This is a genomic window from Rhizobium sp. 9140, from assembly GCF_900067135.1.
GTDB lineage: Bacteria > Pseudomonadota > Alphaproteobacteria > Rhizobiales > Rhizobiaceae > Ferranicluibacter.
The window spans coordinates 1,100,605-1,118,455 of sequence record NZ_FJUR01000002.1; the positions used below are offsets into that span (position 1 = coordinate 1,100,605).

Sequence of the window (17,851 nt, forward strand, 5' to 3'; positions counted from 1 at the left end):
CGGGATTGTCCCGCTTCGGGCGGCGTAAAAGTCGGCCACCTATTTCTCTTCTGCAATGAGCGCAGGAGGGCCTGGGGATCTATACCGTGGAATTATATCTGAAGGTTCGACTGGCTTGCTCGGAAGGCATGAGCCGGCGTCAGGCTGCAAAGCATTTCAACATATCGCGCGACAGCGTTTCCAAGATGCTGTCCTATTCGACGCCACCTGGCTATCAGCGACAATCACCGATCCGGCGGCCCAAGCTGGATGCGTTTGTCTCGACGATCGATCACTGGCTGGACGAAGACAGACAAGTGCCGCGCAAGCAGCGCCATACGGCCAAGCGGGTGTTTGACCGGCTTCGAGACGAATGCGGGTTCACTGGCGGCTATACGATCATCAAGGATTACATGCGCGAGCGGGATCAGCGCCGCCAGGAAGTGTTCGTGCCGCTGTCGCATCCGCCCGGCCATGCGCAGGCCGATTTCGGTGAGGCGATGGTGGTCATCGGCGGTGTCGAGCAGAAGGCGCATTTCTTCGTGCTCGACCTTCCGCACAGCGACGGCTGCTACGTGCGGGCCTATCCGGCGGCAGTGGCCGAGGCCTGGGTCGATGGCCATGTCCATGCGTTCGCTTTCTTCGGCGCCGTGCCGCAATCGATCGTCTACGACAACGACCGTTGCCTGGTGGCGAAGATTTTGCCTGACGGCACCCGCAAGCGCGCGACGTTGTTCAGCGGCTTCCTGTCCCACTACCTTATCCGGGATCGCTATGGCCGTCCCGGCAAGGGCAACGACAAGGGGAACGTCGAGGGTCTCGTCGGCTATGCCCGGCGCAACTTCATGGTACCGATCCCGCAGTTTGCGACATGGGAGGCGTTCAACACCTTTCTGGAGGAGCAGTGCCGGAAGCGCCAGCGCGACAGGCTGCGCGGCGAGAGCGAGACGATCGGCGAGCGCTTGCGGCGCGATCTGGCTGCCATGCGCGCCTTGCCAGCCTCGCCATTTGATGCCTGCGACCAGGCAAGTGCCAAGGTGACGGCGCAGTCGCTGGTGCGCTACAAGACCAACGACTATTCCGTCCCGGTCGCCTATGGCCATCAGGATGTGTGGGTGCGCGGCTATGTCAACGAAGTGGTCATTGGTGGCCGTGGCGAGATCATCGCCCGCCATCCTCGGTGCTGGGAACGGGAAGACGTCGTCTTCGATCCTGTCCATTACCTGCCGCTGATCGAGCAGAAGATCAATTCGCTGGATCAGGCAGCGCCCCTCCAGGGCTGGGACTTGCCGCAAGAGTTCGCTACGCTGCGCCGGTTGATGGAAGGCCGCATGGCCAAACACGGCCGGCGTGAGTACGTGCAGGTCCTCCGCCTGCTGGAGAGCTTCGAACTCGCCGATCTGCATGCGGCGGTGAAGCAGGCGATCCAGCTTGGCGCCATTGGCTTTGACGCCGTCAAGCATCTGATCCTGTGCCGGGTGGAACGCCGGCCGCCCAGACTGGACCTGTCCATCTACCCGTATTTGCCGAGGGCGACGGTCGAGACGACATCGGCGAAGGCGTATATGCGTCTCCTGTCGTCGGATGCGGGAGAAGTCGCATGAACACCCAAGCACCCGAGATCCTTCTCACCCATTATCTCAAAACCCTGAAGCTGCCGAGTTTCCAGCGCGAGTACCAGAAGCTGGCCCGGCTGTGCGCCACCGAAGGCGTCGATCATGTCGGATACCTCACCCGGCTTGCCGAGCGGGAGATGATCGAACGGGACCGTCGCAAGGTCGAGCGTCGCATCAAGGCGGCCAGGTTCCCGGTCGTCAAAAGCCTCGACAGTTTCGACTTCGCCGCCATCCCAAAGCTGAACAGGATGCAGGTGCTGGAACTGGCGCGCTGCGAATGGATCGAGCGCAGGGAGAACGTTATCGCTCTCGGCCCCAGCGGCACGGGCAAGACCCATGTGGCGCTCGGCCTCGGCCTGGCCGCCTGCCAGAAGGGCCTGTCCGTTGGGTTCACGACAGCGGCCGCACTGGTCAGCGAGATGATGGAGGCGCGCGACGAGCGGCGTCTCATCCGGTTCCAGAAGCAGATGGCCGCCTACCAGCTGTTGATCATCGATGAACTGGGCTTCGTGCCGCTGTCAAAGACCGGCGCGGAATTGCTGTTCGAGCTGATCTCGCAACGATACGAGCGAGGCGCGACCCTGATCACCAGCAACCTTCCTTTTGACGAATGGACGGAAACCTTGGGGTCCGAGCGCCTGACCGGCGCTTTGCTCGACCGCATCACCCATCACGTCAGCATCCTCGAGATGAACGGCGACAGCTATCGTCTCGCCCAAAGCCGCGCCCGAAAGGCCGGCTGACGCCCTTCGAAAATCGCAACGCGCGCATGAGACCCCCGCTCGGGCCTAAGCCCTCCCGGCGGTCTCATGCGCGCGCCACAAGTGGCCGACTTTTGCGCCGCCGCGTGGCAGGATTTTACTCCGCCGTTGACACAACCGGAGAGATCGAAATCGCCGGAGGTGAGCGGAACCAGCAGCGCCAGCGTGAGGACGACGAGGACCGCCTGCGAGCCGAACATCGTGGAGAAATTGCGCCAGCTAAGAAAGGAATCCGGCATCAGAATGCCGAAGATGGCGATGAGCAGCATCCAGGCGCCGAGCAGCGCGAAACGCTCGGTCTCGGTCTTCCAGTCGAGCGGGCGGCGCGGCGGCTTCGCAGGGCCGGCTTTGGTGGACGTCTCAGGCGTGGAGAGGTCGATGGTCGTCATTGCGCGGCCTCCGCTGCGGTTGTCTCGCCATGGAAGCAGGCTTCGGCGATGGATTTCCGGGTGATGTCTGCGCCGGTAAGCTCTGCGACCGGCCGCCCACGGGCAAAGACGATGATGCGGTCGCAGATCTGCTCGAGCTGCTCGTTGTCGGTGGAGGCGCAGAGAACGGCCGTGCCCTGTTCGCTCGCGCGGTGCAGCGCCTCGAAGATCTGCTGGCGGGCGCCGAAGTCCACGCCCTGCGTGGGTTCGTCCAGCATCAGCAGCGTCGGCTTCGTCTGCAGCCATTTGGCCAGCAGAACCTTCTGCTGGTTGCCGCCCGACAGCGAGCCGAGATTGAGATCGGGCCGTGCCGGCCGCACGTCGTAATCGCGCGAGAGCGTGGCCGCCTGCCGGCGCATGCCGCCCCTGTCGAGACCGAGCGCCGAGAGGTGATCGGCCAGCACCGGCAGGGTGATGTTGTCGGTGATGGGCAGCGATCCGATGCCGGCGGCCCCCAGCCTGTCGCCGGGCAGGAAGGCGATGCCGAGGGACTGGGCGCGTTGCGGCGTCATGCGCGCGAGATCGATCTCCTGGCCGCCGATCCGGATTCGGCCCGCGCCACGACGGGCGCCATAGAGCATGTAGGGAACGGCGGCGAAGCCCGAGCCGATCAGGCCCGTGATACCCAAGGTCTCGCCCGGGCGGATGTCCACATCGAAGCCGGGGCGACGGCCGTCTGTCAGGTCGCGTACGATGACGGCCGGGGCACCGACGCTCGTCTTTCGGGTCTTCTCGAAGGCATCGACCCGCAATCCGACGATCGTGTCGAGGATGGCCTGCCGGCCGGTCGTCTGCGTGTCGAGGATGGCGACCAGCTTGCCGTCGCGCAGGATGGCGACGCGATCGGTGATATCCCGGACCTCATCGATATCATGGGTGACGATGACGACGGAGGCCCCGGTCCGCACGATCGAGCGGATCAGGGCGAAGAGGCGTTCGACATCCTGTGCCGGCAGGAAGGGTGTGGGTTCATCGAGCACGAGAATGCCTTCACCGCCATAGCCGGCATCGGAGGCGCGAAGGTCATCGAAGGCCCGCACGATCGCGACGAAAGCCCGTTCCACCGGCGGCAAGCTGGCGACAGTCGCGAACGGATCGATGGTAAGGCCGAACTCGGCAAAGAGCGCGCCGACGCGGGCGGCTTCCTTCGTCCAGGAAACGCGCCAGGGCGTCTTCTGGCCAAGCGCCGTCACCCGCATATTCTCCACCACAGTCAGCGACGGCACGAGGCTGAGATGCTGGTGGACGAAGGCGACGCCGCGCTTCTTGATGGCCATCGGATCGAGCGGCAGCGGCATCGTCTCGCCCCACAACACGATTTCGCTGCCGGCCTCCGGCTGGTGGAAACCGGCAAGCACCTTGATTAGCGTCGACTTGCCGGAGCCATTCTGTCCGAGGAGGCCGAATACCTCGCCGCGGCGGATCGACAGCGTCACGCCGTCGAGCGCGTAATGGCTGCCGAAGCGCATGCGGATGTCCGACATGCGAAGGACGTCTTTACCCGTCGTTGCGTCAGGTGCGGGCATGTCGGGTGCAGGCATGGGCGACGTCCTGAGGTTTGCGGTCCGGGCGGGCTTTCTCAGTTCAGCTTCCACAGCTTTCGGAAACCGCCGAGATAGGCATCGCCATAGCCGTCGTTGAAATTGGCGGGGATGCCGGCGGTCTTCACGTTTTTCTCGTCGAAGACGAGCAGGGGCACGTTGAGCTTGGTGGCGGTGGGCAGCCCGCAGATCATGCGCATGATGTTGTCGATGGCGGCGTAGCCGGCCCAGCCGAGGCTTTCGCCGATGTCCATGTCCACCTGGCCCTCGCGCAGCATGTCGAGCACGAAGGGCGTGCCGTTGAAGCTCGCGATCTTGACAGCGCCCTCCGACCCGGTGATGCGCAGGGCGGGGAAGACGAACTGTGACATGGAGTCGTAGATCGGCAGGACGAAATTGATGCCGGGATCGGAGATCAGTGCCGATTGCACGCCGGGCTGGATCTTCGTCGCCCATTCGGACACAGGCACATCGAGATGCTTCTGCGTGCAGTCCGGGCAGAGCGCCTTAAGCTCGCTCTGGATCGCCTTGACGAAGGGAATGGAGGGCAGGACATCGGACGAGCCGACGATCAGCACGTTCGGCTTGCCCACAGTCTTCACATAGGCCCAAGCTGCCAGCAGCTTGCCGGCGCCGGAAAAATCGACCTTGGCGGAATAGTCCACGCCGGCGAATTGCTCCTGCGTGACGTCGTAGAGATGCGTGGTGCTGATCTTGAGGCCGGACGAGCGGGCTTCGGAGAGTTGCGGGCCGAGCACTTCGGGATTGAGGCCGCCGGCAATGTCGAGCGCATCGTATTTCTGGCTGATCGCCTGCGAAACGCCCTGGATCCACTGATCGACCTTCAGCTGGTTGTCCCAGGTCGTGTAGGTGAAGCCGACCTCGGCCGCCGCCGAGGCCATCGCTTTCTGCAGTTCGACATTGAACGGAATGGTCATCGAAATCGGGATCGACAAGACCCTCTTGTCCTTCATGCAAGCCTTCGCATCGAAGGCTTCGCCCGGCGCTTCGAAGGCAGGCATCTTCTCATGCTCGGCGATGATTGCCTTTGCATCCGCCATCGGATCTGCCATGGCCGGAGCGCTCATTCCATAGGTGCAAGCGGCCAGAAAGGCGCCGGTGAGAAGCTTCTGCATATATCCCCTTTTCCGGCTCTTCAGCGCGAGCCCCATGGTCTGCCTGAACGAAAGTCGTGGGGATAATGTACGTACTTATTCGATCGACCGTCAACCGTATTTGCCTAAAAAAGTTTCCTGCATATAAACTGTGCAATTATAATGTATTGATAGGCAGGGCGCTCTTTCCTTGGTCAGGAGGCGGGTCGGACGGTATAGACATGCAACGCCGGAAACGGGCCTTTGCACCATAGCGAAGGTCGGTTTGTCTGTACATTTCATGCCTATTTTATCAGTTGCATGCGCGGTGGGCCTGCCAGGCGACCAGCATGCCTCCGAAGCCGAACAGCGAAAACGCAAGGAAGCTGGCGCCGTAGTGGCCGATGAGGGCGTAGAGCATGGCAAAGCTTGATGGACCTACGATGACGCCGATAAAGGTATAGACGAGGACGCCGCCGGTAATCGCGCCGACCCGGGCATCCGGCGCGTTGCGCGCGACTTCGGCCAGAAGCACGCCGTTCCACCCGATGGTCACGCCACCCATGGCGACGAACAGCGCGATCTGGGCGATGGTCGGCATGTCCTGCAGCCAGAAAAGGCCGGCATATCCAAGCCCGCCCAGAAGCCCGAGCAGCGCCAGGGTGAGAAAGCCGCCGCCGATCCGGTCGGCTACGACGCCCCAGAAGATGCGGCCGAACGCACCGGCAAACTGCATGGCGGCCGCCACCGAGCCGGCGGCGAGCACGGACCATCCGGCATCGTGAACGAGCGTGACCACGGCAAAGGCGGATACCGACAGCTGCATGGCGGAGTAGGCAAAGCCAAGCGCGCTCAGCGCGCGCAATTTCGGGTTTCTCCAGATGATCGTCTGCTCGTCCAGGAAACCGCTGCGAAACGAGGTGGGCTTGCGGGATGCGACGGGTTCCGCCGCATGCGTCGCCATCATCAGCAGGGAGACGAGAAACGGAAGTGCTGCGCCGACCAGGAGCGCTGCATGCCAGCCGAGCCTGGCCGAGAGATAGGGGAAGAGGAAGCTGGCCAGAATGCCGCCAAGTGGGACGCCGCTCTGCTTCAGCGAGAAGACGATGTTGCGGCGTGCAGGCGGGGTGACGCGGCTCAGCATTTCGGACGCTGCGGGATTGTTGAGCCCGTAGCCGATGCCGATCAACAGCGAGCCGATCACGATCAGCCCGATCATGGCGGTGGCGATGCCGATGCAGCCGAAGATGAAGCAGCCAAGCGCTGCCTGTTCGATCCGCACCGGCCCGAAGCGCTGGACCAGCGTGCCGGCGACGGCGGACGAAATCATGCCGGAGGCGTAGATGAGGCTGATCTGGTAGCCGATCCAATGCGCGCCGATGCCGAGATCCAGCGCAACGACCGGCGCGATTGCGGTCAAGGCAAGCACGCTGGCCGTGGCGACGATCTGCACGAGAGTGGCGACGGTGAGCGTTTGAAGGAGGGACGAGGCGCGCTGCGGCGCGGCCGCTTCTGCCAGCATGTCGGACATGGAGGGACTTTCAACGAGAATGGTGACACATGGAATTTGTATATGTGCGTACTAATTGATTTCCCCTGCCTCGGCAACGCGGACGTTGCCTTTTTCGCTATGCTGGATTTCGTTTGCCTCCCATGGTGAAAACGGGTGAAGAAGACGCTGAGTGGGAGGCGAGCGAGACGGATGGGCAAAGCGCCGATGGCGACACTGGGTGAGGGCGAACCGACGGGGGTTGTGGTCGATGCCGAAGACTGGAGGCCCGAACTCGTCACGGCGCCGCTCTACATGCAGGTTGCGCACCATCTCGAAGCGCGCATCCGGCGGGGCGAATTTCCGGTCGGCTCGCTCCTGCCGACGGAAAATGAGTTGGCTGCTGCCCTTGGCGTAAGCCGCCAGACCGTCCGGCAGGCCATCGGCACATTGCGCGCGAGCGGACAGCTATCGGCCCGCAAGGGTGTCGGTACGCGCGTCGAGGCGGGGTCCAACTTCGACGGGAAGCGCTTCATCGCGCATTCGCGGTCCGAACTGTTCGAGATCGCCAGCCAGACGGAATTCGTCATCACCCATAAGGAAGAAATATCGGCGCAGGGACGGCTGGCTGTGGAGCTCGGTTGCCGGCCCGGCCGCAAGTTCCTGCATATGAGCGGGGTACGCTACCCGGCGACCCGGCAAAAGCCGTATTCGTGGAACGAGGTCTATATAGATGCGCGTCTGGCGCCTGCCGTGCGCGACCTCGCCGTCGCAAAGTCCGCGATCTTCCATCTGATCGAAGATTATACCGGCGAGAAGATCCAGGAAATACAGCAGGACATCAAGCCGCTTATCCTGACGGCTGAGATCGCGGCGCAGATCGACAGCAAGGCCGGCGATCTCGCCCTTCAGGTGACGCGCCGCTATTTCAGTGCTGGCCGCCGCCTGATCGAGTACGCCTTCCAGATTCTGCCTGCCGACCGGTTTACCTATTCGACGACGCTACGCGCCGGAAGCTGATCGGTCACAGCGCACGCACGGTTGCCGCTGCCCAGGTGCGTCCGGCACCCTGCATTCCATGAGTAAACTTTCGCCATTCTCTCCAGTGGCCGCCTCACCGCGCGCGAAAGCGACGGTATTGACCAGCGCCGCGGCAGAAGTGGAATGCAATTGCCTAAATAATATTCACGCATAAATATACAGCAATTTTACGCTGGACAGGTCTCATGAATTTTGCATTAGTTCGTACATACTGTGCGTCTTCTGCCTCTCTCGATCCTGCAAAGGAGTATCTCCATGGACATTGGCGTCTTCATTCCAATTGGAAACAATGGCTGGCTGATTTCGACGGAATCGCCGCAATACATGCCGAGCTTCGAGCTCAACAAGCAGGTGGTGCAGAAGGCGGAGGCCTATGGGCTCGATTTCGCCCTGTCGATGATCAAGCTGCGCGGCTTCGGCGGCAAGGCCGAGTTCTGGGACTACAACCTCGAATCCTTCACGCTCATGGCCAGCCTTGCCGCGGTCACCAGCAAGATCAAGCTCTTCGCCTCGACGGCCGTTCTCACCTTGCCGCCCGCGCTCGTCGCCCGCATGGCGAGCACCATCGACAGCGTCGCGCCGGGCCGCTTCGGCATCAACATCGTCTCCGGCTGGCAGATGGCCGAATACGACCAGATGGGCATGTGGCCGGGCGATGCCTATTTCGGCTATCGCTACGACTACGCCAGCGAATACGTCCACATCATGAAGGACCTCTGGGAGACCGGCGAATGCACCTTCTCCGGCAAGCATTTCACCATGAACGACTGCCGGATGAAGCCGTCGCCGCAGGGCAAGATCGAGATCGTCGCGGCAGGCCAGAGCCCGCGCGGCATGGCATTTGCCGCTGAATATGCCGATTACAACTTCGTCATGGGTGCGGGGATCAACACGCCGAAAGCCTATGCGCCCAACAACACGACACTGGTCGAAGCGGCGGCAAAGACCGGCCGCGACGTAGGCGCCTACGTGCTGTTCATGGTGATCGCCGATGAAACGGACGAGCTCGCCAAGGCGAAGTGGGAGAAATATCGCGCCGGTGCCGATGTGGACGCCCTTGCCTGGATGGCGGACCAAGGCGGACGCGACCAGACGGCGGACCCGAACTCGACGGCAAAGCACATCAATCTTCCCGAAGGCGCCGTCAACTTCAACATGGGCACCCTCGTCGGCTCCTATGCCAGCGTGGCGCAGATGCTCGACGAAGCCGGCGATGTGCCCGGCACCAAGGGCATCATGTTGACCTTCGACGATTTCCTCGTCGGTCTCGACCAGTTCGGCGAGCGTATCCAGCCCCTGATGCAGACCCGCGCGGGCGCCACGGCCATCGCAGCGGCCATCGCTGCCGAATGAGCGGCATGGCCGCGCACCAACAGATACCACCGCCGGCGACGCTCGATCCCGCAGGTATGCGGGATCCGACGCGTGCCGACGCGCCCTTTCGGACAGTGCCTGCTGTCGCGCCGCTGTCGGGACAGGATCGCTCCATCCTGCCGGACGAAACCGAGCGGTCTCTCGAAGGCTGTGCCGTGCGAGATTTGATTTCCGTCCGTCATGCAGGCGTCGGGGACCTCCTGCACGCCTATGCCGCGGGCACGATAACCCCGTCCGACGTCCTGTCCGCCCTCCGGATCGCGATCAACGAGGATGCATCCGGGCGGGACGCGATCCTCGCCCGCGTGCCGGGAGCGGACGAGGCCGCAGCGGTGAGCACCCGGCGCTGGCAGACGGGAACCGCGCGACTGCTCGAAGGCATCCCGTTCGGCATCAAGGATATCATCGACGTCGCGGGGACCCTTGTTACGTCCGGCTCGATGTTCACCGGCGACAGGATTGCCCGGGACGATGCCCCGGTGGTCGCAGCACTTCGCGCCGCCGGCGCCATCCCCTTCGTCATGACGGCAACGACCGAATTTGCCACCGGCTCTCCTTTCAATCCGCGCTATGGCCCAGTTGCCAACCCCTGGGACGCGACCCGCTGGACAGGCGGATCCTCGACCGGCTCCGGTGCCGCCCTTGCCGCGCGGCTCCTGCCGCTGGCACTTGGCACAGATACGGGTGGCTCGATCCGCGTTCCCTCCTGCTGGTGCGGCACGACGGGCCTGAAACCGAGCCGCGAGCGCGTGTCGCGCGCAGGCGTCGCGCCACTCTCCTGGACGCTCGATCATGTCGGCCCCATGGCGAGAAGCGCTGCGGACATCGCCGCGAGCTTTCCCGTCATGACCGCCCTGTTCGACGCCGGTCTGAACGCAGAGTGCGAAGGCCTCCGTCATGGCGCGGCCGATGTCGCCGGCCTGCGGATCGGCGTTCCCTGTGGCTGGTTCACGGATCAGGTGTCGTCCGATGTTCTTTTCAACTGGCGGGCGGCGCTGACCGTCTTCGAGACGCTCGGCTGCCAACTGGTGCCGATGCCGCAGATCGACGTCGAGCCCTTGCACAAAGCCGGGTGGACGATCCTGCTGTCGGAGCTTGCGACCTACCACGAGGAGCGGATCGATCACACCGCGCTGTTCGATGCGGGCCTCGTGCACCGGCTGCGGCAGGGTATGGAGATTCGCGCTTCGGACTACGGACGCGCGCTGCAGATGCGGCTTGAAGCGCAGGAGACGGTTTTGGCGGCGATGGCCGGCGTGGACCTTATGATCACGCCGGGTCTGGGCGGCGAGGCGGGGCGGCTCGACACGATGTCGGTGGATGTCGATGGCCGGCCCATTCCTTTTCAGGAGATTATCTCCCGCAACACGATGCTGTTCGATCTCACCGGCTTTCCGGCGCTGATGCTGCCCTCCGGTGTTGGGAAACACGGCCTTCCCACGGGTATCCAGCTCGTCGGGCGGCCGTTGGATGACGGTCTCTGCCTGCGCGCCGGCGTCGCTTTTCAGGCGGCGACCGACCATCACGGGGCGTTGCCTCCTCGACTGGAAGTGTTCGTATAATGCCCTTTGACGAAGGGATGGTAACGCACGGAGCAACCAAGATGTCCGCCGACGATCTGCTCGATAACTACCGGAAAGCCTATGACAACAGGATCGGCTTCGGACGCAAGCCGGCCTTGGTCCTGGTCGATTTCGTCCAGGCCTATTTCGAACCGGACAGCCCGCTCTATGCCGGGGTCGATGCTGCATTGGCAAGCGCGCTACGCATTCGCGAACGCGCCCGGTCGAAAGGCATTCCCGTCATTCTGACCGGTGTCGTTCTTCATCCGAGCGGTGCCGATGGCGGCCGGTTTTTCCAGAAAGCCAAGCCGCTGGCCTGCTTCACCGCCGGAAACCCGCTCGGCCGCTGGCCGAACGGGCTCATGCCCGAAAGCGACGAATTCATCGTCACCAAGCAGTATCCAAGCGCCTTCTTCGGCACCTCGCTCGCGCCGCTTCTGACGTCCATGGGCGTCGATAACGTGGTGCTCACGGGACTGACAACCAGCGGCTGCGTGCGTGCATCCTGCGTCGATGCCATGTCGCACGGGTTCATCACGACCGTGGTCCGCGATGCCTGCGGCGACCGCCACCCCGCACCCCACGAGGCCAACCTCTTCGACATGAACGCAAAATACGCCGACGTCGTCTCCGAAGCGGACATTCTTGCGCATTTCGACGGTCTTTCGTGAGAAGGGCTTCTCCTGGGAGAAACCACCGGTCCGGTGCCAAGCTGAAATCGTGATAGCCATGGGGAAAATGCTGCTTCGAGTGTCTGCAGCCGCGACAGAGCGCGCAATACGCAAGCCAGATCCCATGACATTATCTCCGTCACGGCACACCCCTCTCGAGCAGGGCGATCTCGGAACCGAAGTCACCGGCCGTGACGTCGGATAGCGGTGGCTGCCCGTGGTGTCCGATGTTCACGGTGTCCGGAGGCAAGCAGCGTGACTGGGCGCAGATGCTGTCCGGTCTGCGGCGCGGTCACGCCGCCATCGTCGTCGTACCGTAGGTGATGCCCTTCTCCTTCAGCCAGCGGCGATAGGCGATGGACGAGGCGTCGGCGCGCGTCGGGATCTCCGCGCGGGGCTCCATCGGCAAAAGGAGAGGACGCTGGTTCTCGAGGATGATCCGGTCCTGCAGGAAGATCAGTTGCTGGAACTGCACAAGCTCCGCGGTGGTCGAGACGTCGTCGATCAGGAACATCACCGGATGGGCGATGCAGCGATCGGGATCGAGCGGCTGGACGAACAGGCAGATCACGTCCCAGCGGTTGGCGGCATTCGGGCAGGTCTTGTAAAGCAGCGTCGCAAACGGAGTCATGACCCGGTAGATATAGTCGGTCATGATGCCGGATGTGGCAGACAGCGCTGCCTGCGGCTGAAAGAACTGGCAGTTGGTCGCCCAGACCTCGTCCACGTCGCGCCGGATCTCGGCATTGTAATGCAGCACCTCCGTGTGCGGTTCGGCGCCGAGAATATCCGTGTGGACGAAGGGAAAATGCGCCATATCGAGGAAATTCTCCACGATGCGCAAGCCGGAGGCGTGCACCGCCACGGTGCCGCAATTGACCACGCGCCGGTCCGCCTCGTCGGCCTCGGGCAGCGAGAACAGTCCGCCGGCCGGGGTGCCGGGCGTCGCCCAGAGCAGGCCGAAGCGGCGGATTGTCGGCAGCGGATCGTTGCGGCCCTCCGCCATGACGGTGATGGTGCCATCGCCTGTGCGCGTGACCGCGAGGTCCGTGCCGAGAAGCCGGCTCGTGGTCGTGCCGCAGGGCAGGTCCGCCTCGGTCGCCAGCGGATACCATTGATCGAGCGCGGCCTTGTCCGAACAGGTGTTCATGCGACGCCTCCTATTGGTCGTGGATCCGGTTCATCACGGTCTGATGCCCGGCCGTTCGTCTGTCGATACTCGGACACTATAGCCTGAACGGCCGGCGTGCGAACAGCGCCGCTAAAGGTCGCGACATGGACGATGTCTTTCACGGGTGGCGTGGACATCGGCAGTCTCCAGTCTCCAGTCTCCAGTCACCGGACATCGCGATAATAGGGCAGGCCGAGGGCGGCGGGGGCGGCCATGATGCGGCGCATACGCTGAAAGGCGAGCACCGGCACGATGATGAAGGCCACGGTGCCGAGATAGGGCAGCATGGAGAGGAAGGCAGGCGCCACCGGCCAGCCCCGCGCCTGCCCGACGAAGCCGAGCGCGGTGATGAAGCCGAACAGGAGGCCCGACAGCACGGCCGGGATCGGCCGGTAACCCGCAAAGATCACCAGCGCCACGGCGATCCAGCCGCGACCGGCCACCACGCCGTCCGACCAGGAGGGTACGAAGGTCAGGGTCAGATAAGCTCCGGCGCCCGCCGCAAGCGCCGAGCCGGCGGTGACATAGGCAAAGCGGATCAGCGTCACGGGAATGCCCGCCGCATCGGCCGCTGCCGGGTTCTCGCCGACGGCGCGCAGGTTCAGCCCGTGGCGGGTCCGGAACATCAGGATGGACAGCCCGACCGGCAGGATGATGTAGATCAGGTAGACGAGGATGTTCTGCGAGAAGAACGCCTTGCCGAGAACGGGGAGGGTGCTGAAGATCGGCACCTCGACGCCCGGAAAGACGGCGCGGGCCGGCATGCCGGAATAGGCGCGGCCGATAGTGGAGGCGAGACCGCTGCCCATCAACGTCAGGGCGAGCCCGCATAGCACCTGGTTCGCGCGCAGGATAACGGTCGCAAAGGCAAACACCATGCCGAACAGCGCGCCGACGGCCAGCGCTGCCATAAAGCCGATGCTGGGTGAAGGCACGGCGGCGACAGTGGCGATCGCGGTCAGCGCGCCCATCGCCATCAGACCCTCGACACCCAGATTGACGACGCCGACCCGCTCGGCCAGCACCTCGCCGAGAGCTGCCAGCGCCAGAACGCCGCCTGCGAGGAATGCCGTGGTGAAGAGGCCGGTGAGAAGATCCATCGTCTGCTCCTTCACGCCGTGTCGCGCGTGATGCGGTAATGGGCGAGTTCGTCACCGATGGCGGTGAGAAACAGGATGAGCCCGGTGATCGCCAGCACCGCCGAGGTCGTCAGCCCCTGGGTCTGCAGGATGATGCCGGAGTTGAGGATGAAGGCCATCAGCGCGGCGGAAAAGACGACGCCGATGGCGGAGGAGCGTGCGAGCACGGCGACCATGATGCCGAGATAGCCGTAATTGTTGGAAATGCCGCCCTGCAACCGGTGAACCGTTCCCGCCACCTCCAGCATGCCGGCAAGGCCGGCGATCGCGCCCGACAGCAGCATGACGACGATCAAGTGTCGGCGCACCGGGATCCCCGCATATTTTGCCGCCGACGGGTTGGAGCCGACGAGGCGCACCTCGTAGCCCCAGCGCGAAAAGGCGAGACACAGGCCGACCGCGACGGCGACCAGAACCGCGATGGGCAGGCCCCAGTGAACCGAGCCCCAGAATTCGGGGATTTCAGCGGACATGCGCGGCGTCGCGGAATTGGCGGTGCGGTCGCGCCAGACGCTGGTGGAGACGTAGAAGACGAGGAGGATGGCGACGAAGTTGAGGAGCAGCGTGGTGATCAGTTCGTTGACATTGGCATAGGCGCGGGCCAGCGTCGGGATCAGGATCCACAGCGCGCCGCCCAGCAGCCCCGCCGCGAACATGGCGGGAAGGGTGAAAGCCGGCGGGCCGGGCACGAACAGGCCGACCACCGCCGCCCCGAAGGCGCCGGCATAGAACTGGCCTTCGGCGCCGATATTCCAGGCGCCGATCTGTTGGGCGACGGCGACCGACAGGCCGGTCAGGATCAGCGGCGTGACGAGCAGCGCCAGATCCTCCAGGCCGAAACTAGAACTGAAGCTCGCGGAGATCACTTGCCAGCCGAGGTCGAGCGGATCGGCCCCGGTCGCCGCCAGGATGAGACCTGCGACGGCGAGGGCCAGCAGGATGGCGGCAGCACGCGCCGCAAAGGCGACGCCGGACGAGGCGGAGGGGATGCGCTGGAAGCGGAAGGTGGCCATGTCAGGCAGCTCCGGGGATGCGCATGCGGCCGCCCATCATCAGGCCGATCTCGTCGATATCGGTCCTGTCGTTGTCGAGGATGCCCATGATCTTTCCCTCGTAGAGAACGGCAATGCGGTCCGACAGGTTGAGCAGCTCTTCCAACTCTTCGGAAATGAGGACGATGCCGGCGCCGGCATCGCGCAGCTCGACGATGTAACGCAGCATGGTGTTGATCGCGCCGACGTCGAGGCCGCGGCTCGGATAGGCTGCGACGAGCACCTTGCTGGCGATGCGGATCTCGCGCCGCGCTACGAGCCGCTGCTGGTTTCCGCCTGAAAGGTTTCGCACGGGCATGCCGAAATCCGGAATGGCGACCTCGGCGGCAGCCGCAATCTCGCGGGCGAGCACCATGGCCGCGGCCGGTCGATAGGTGCCGCCCTGCGATACCGGCGGTCGCCTGTATTCCCGCATCACGGCGTTGACGGTGATGCTGAGCGCGGGCGCAAGGCCGCTGTGCAGTCTGTCTTCGGGAATGTGGCCGATCCCGCCTTCGGCAAAGGCTGCGGGATCGCTCGCCGCAACCTCGCGGCCCTCGATCAGGATGCGCCCGGCGCTGGCAGGACGGATCCCGGTCAGCACCTGGCTCAGCTCGCGCTGCCCGTTGCCGGCAACACCCGCGATGCCCACGATCTCGCCGGCGCGGATCTCAAGCGAAATGTCGCTCAGCGCCAGATGGCCGCCGTCGCCGATGGCGGACACGTTTTCGAGGCTCACCACCGGAGTTGCCGACACCGGGCGGGCGCCCGGCGCCCGCTGGCGCATGTCGGCAAGGACGATATCGCGCCCGACCATGCGCCGCGCCAGCAGGCGGGGCGTGCAGTCGGCCGTGTTTTCGGTGGCGATCTTGCGGCCGCCGCGCAGGATCGAGACGCGGTCCGAGATCTCCAGAACCTCGTCCAGCTTGTGGCTGATGAAGATCACGGCATTGCCGGCCGCGGCGAACACCCGCAGCGCCTTGAAAAGTTCGCGTGCTTCGGCCGGCGTCAGTACCGCCGTCGGTTCGTCGAGGATCAGCACACGGGCATCGCGGGCCAGCACCCGCAGGATTTCCACGCGCTGCTGCTCGCCGGTCGAAAGGTCACTTACCCGTGCGCCGGGGCGGGTCGCCAGGTTGAACCGGGCAGCGAGCGCCTGCGTGCGCGCTTCCAGGACATGGGCGGAGGCCCGGCGCGGCGTGTCCGACCAGCCGAGATGGATGTTTTCGGCCACCGTGAAGGCCTGAACCAGCTTGAAATGCTGGTGGACCATGCCGATGCCGGCCGCGATCGCCTGCATCGGCGTCGAAAACTGCTTCGCATAGCCGTCGATGATGATCTCGCCGGCATCCGGCTGGTAGATGCCGGTGAGGATGTTCATCAGCGTCGACTTGCCGGCGCCGTTCTCGCCGAGCAGTGCGTGGATCTCGCCTGGCATGACCTCCAGATGGACATTCTCGTTGGCGACGACGCCCGGAAAATACTTGGCGATCCCCCTCAACTGCACGAGAGGCGGCGTGCCGGGAGCGGGTTGGAAACGAGGTGCGTGAGGGGATGTCGACAGGGCCGGGAACCTTGTGGGCTGTGATGGTGGACGCGGGAGCGCTTTGGCTTCGGCAAGGCGGGCGAGGCCGGTTATAGGACCCGCCCCTTCCGGACCGCTTGTCGAGAAGCATGGGGCGGGATCGTCTTCACATGGTGCGGATCTTTAAGAGGTCAGCCCCGAAACGCCCTCGACGGACCAGTCCCAATTGTACAGTTCCAGTTCGGTCATCTTCTGCCCGGCAGCGACGCGGACCGTGCCGGTGGCATCCTTGATCTCGCCCTCGAACGGCGACCAGCCCCCGATGATCTTGTCGCGCACGGCGTCGGCGGCCTTGCCGACATCGGTAGGCACCTTCTCGCCCCACGTGTCGCGGTCGACGCCGGCACCCATGGCCAGCAGCGTCTCGCTCGGCGTCCAAGTGCCGGCCAGGCGCTTGCCGACCTGATCGACATAGAACTTCTTGAAGTCGATGATGACAGAGGAGACGTAGGAATTGGGGCCGTAGCGGCGGATGTCGGTGTTCCACATCGCAGCCCAGACGCCGCGCTTTTCGGCGACCTGCAGGTAGCCGGCCTCGTCCATGATGCCGAACAGGAAGTCGCAACCATTGTCGATCAGCGCCGTGCCGGCTTGGGTCGCGGCCTGCGGATCGAACCAGGAATTGATGACGATGGTCTGGAGTGTCGCCTGAGGATTGACGGTGCGCGCACCCATCAGGAAGGCGTTTGTGGAGGCGTAGACGGACGCCACCGGGAAGGATGCGACGTAGCCGAGCTTGCCCGTCTTCGACAGGTGGCCGGCGGCCACGCCCAGCACATAGGTTGGATACCAGTGGGCAAGGTAGTACCAGCCCAGATTGTCCATGGTGATGTGGCCGTTGCATTCCAGGAACGCCACGTCCGTGGCGCGTTTGACGACCTCGTGCAGGAAGTCGCCGTTCGACGACGTGTCGAAGATCAGGTTGGCGCCTTCCGAGACGAACTGCCGATAGGTGCGCGTCGCATCGGCGGAATAGGGAATGTTCTCGACTTCGAGGATCTTCTTGAGCTTCGGATAGGCTTCCTTGACGGCCAGCAGACCCTGATGGTGCGACCAGGTCCAGCCCTCGTCGGAAATGGGACCGACATGACCGAAGCCGATCACGGCGTCTTCTTCGGCAATAGCCGGAAGCGCGGTCGCCGCTAACGCCTGGCGGGCAAAGCCGGCCGGCAGCATCAGCGAGGCTGCTCCGACCGCGCTCATATTCAAGAAGCCGCGGCGGGAAAGTGTACGCAGGTCGATCATGGCATCCCCTTCAGGTCGTTCTCTTGAGCGACGTCGCGCCCAGCCTTGTTCTGAAGCAACTCGCGTGCCAGTTGGCGCTTCCCTGCGGATCCCGCATCTGCAATGCGCCGGCCAACATAGGAAA

Annotated in this window: 15 protein-coding genes; 6 read left to right on the top strand and 9 right to left on the bottom strand. The window is 64.1% G+C overall.

The genetic code is table 11. The features are described from left to right. Positions 1–86: 86 nt before the first annotated feature. Together istA and istB are read left to right on the top strand one after the other, a co-directional pair. Positions 87–1,583, top strand: coding sequence for an IS21 family transposase (gene istA, locus GA0004734_RS22575; protein ID WP_139056207.1), 1,497 nt, complete (start codon positions 87–89; stop codon positions 1,581–1,583). Beyond that, the gene (gene istB / locus GA0004734_RS22580) at positions 1,580–2,338 is read left to right on the top strand and encodes an IS21-like element helper ATPase IstB (RefSeq protein WP_092930036.1); all 759 of its coding nucleotides are present in this window, start codon (positions 1,580–1,582) and stop codon (positions 2,336–2,338) included. The genes istA and istB overlap by 4 nt, the downstream gene beginning before the upstream one ends. Here istB and GA0004734_RS26165 read toward each other — a convergent pair. The 4 genes from GA0004734_RS26165 to GA0004734_RS22600 all read right to left on the bottom strand — a co-directional run bounded on the left by GA0004734_RS26165 (position 2,299) and on the right by GA0004734_RS22600 (position 6,950). Next, positions 2,299–2,745, bottom strand: coding sequence for a hypothetical protein (locus GA0004734_RS26165; RefSeq protein WP_175386624.1), 447 nt, complete (start codon positions 2,743–2,745; stop codon positions 2,299–2,301). The two genes, istB and GA0004734_RS26165, sit on opposite strands and share 40 nt — an antisense overlap. Further along, a complete protein-coding gene (locus GA0004734_RS22590; RefSeq protein ID WP_092938034.1) occupies positions 2,742–4,325 on the bottom strand; it encodes a sugar ABC transporter ATP-binding protein in 1,584 nt (527 codons plus the stop codon). Before GA0004734_RS22590 ends, GA0004734_RS26165 begins: the two co-directional genes overlap by 4 nt. 38 nt (positions 4,326–4,363) lie before the next feature. Next, a complete protein-coding gene (locus tag GA0004734_RS22595) occupies positions 4,364–5,461 on the bottom strand; it encodes a sugar ABC transporter substrate-binding protein (RefSeq protein WP_175386626.1) in 1,098 nt (365 codons plus the stop codon). A gap of 271 nt (positions 5,462–5,732) precedes the next feature. After that, positions 5,733–6,950, bottom strand: a complete 1,218-nt coding sequence (locus GA0004734_RS22600; protein ID WP_092938038.1) for an MFS transporter — start codon at positions 6,948–6,950, stop codon at positions 5,733–5,735. 171 nt (positions 6,951–7,121) lie between these two features. Here GA0004734_RS22600 and GA0004734_RS22605 point away from each other — a divergent pair, with 171 nt between their 5' ends. The 4 genes from GA0004734_RS22605 to GA0004734_RS22620 all read left to right on the top strand — a co-directional run bounded on the left by GA0004734_RS22605 (position 7,122) and on the right by GA0004734_RS22620 (position 11,556). Next, positions 7,122–7,928: a GntR family transcriptional regulator gene (locus GA0004734_RS22605; protein ID WP_092938040.1), complete on the top strand. Its 807-nt coding sequence runs from the start codon at positions 7,122–7,124 to the stop codon at positions 7,926–7,928. A gap of 276 nt (positions 7,929–8,204) precedes the next feature. Next, complete coding sequence (rutA, locus tag GA0004734_RS22610; RefSeq protein WP_092938042.1) at positions 8,205–9,302, top strand: pyrimidine utilization protein A; 1,098 nt, start codon at positions 8,205–8,207, stop codon at positions 9,300–9,302. 5 nt (positions 9,303–9,307) lie between these two features. Further along, positions 9,308–10,885 (top strand): amidase, encoded by a 1,578-nt coding sequence (locus GA0004734_RS22615; RefSeq protein ID WP_175386628.1) that lies wholly within the window; start codon positions 9,308–9,310, stop codon positions 10,883–10,885. Positions 10,886–10,926: 41 nt separating this feature from the next. Beyond that, entirely contained in the window at positions 10,927–11,556 is a 630-nt protein-coding gene (locus GA0004734_RS22620; protein WP_092938328.1) for an isochorismatase family protein, read from the top strand. Positions 11,557–11,848: 292 nt separating this feature from the next. Here GA0004734_RS22620 and GA0004734_RS22625 read toward each other — a convergent pair whose 3' ends face one another. The 5 genes from GA0004734_RS22625 to GA0004734_RS22645 all read right to left on the bottom strand — a co-directional run bounded on the left by GA0004734_RS22625 (position 11,849) and on the right by GA0004734_RS22645 (position 17,727). Next, positions 11,849–12,706, bottom strand: a complete 858-nt coding sequence (locus tag GA0004734_RS22625) for an aromatic ring-hydroxylating oxygenase subunit alpha (protein ID WP_092938046.1) — start codon at positions 12,704–12,706, stop codon at positions 11,849–11,851. A gap of 185 nt (positions 12,707–12,891) precedes the next feature. Continuing rightward, positions 12,892–13,827, bottom strand: coding sequence for an ABC transporter permease (locus GA0004734_RS22630; RefSeq protein ID WP_092938048.1), 936 nt, complete (start codon positions 13,825–13,827; stop codon positions 12,892–12,894). Positions 13,828–13,838: 11 nt separating this feature from the next. After that, positions 13,839–14,879, bottom strand: a complete 1,041-nt coding sequence (locus tag GA0004734_RS22635) for an ABC transporter permease (protein ID WP_092938050.1) — start codon at positions 14,877–14,879, stop codon at positions 13,839–13,841. Between the two features lies 1 nt (position 14,880). Beyond that, a complete protein-coding gene (locus GA0004734_RS22640; protein WP_175386630.1) occupies positions 14,881–16,404 on the bottom strand; it encodes an ABC transporter ATP-binding protein in 1,524 nt (507 codons plus the stop codon). A 201-nt stretch (positions 16,405–16,605) separates the two neighbouring features. Next, the gene (locus GA0004734_RS22645) at positions 16,606–17,727 is read right to left on the bottom strand and encodes a BMP family ABC transporter substrate-binding protein (RefSeq protein ID WP_092938054.1); all 1,122 of its coding nucleotides are present in this window, start codon (positions 17,725–17,727) and stop codon (positions 16,606–16,608) included. Positions 17,728–17,851: the final 124 nt, after the last annotated feature.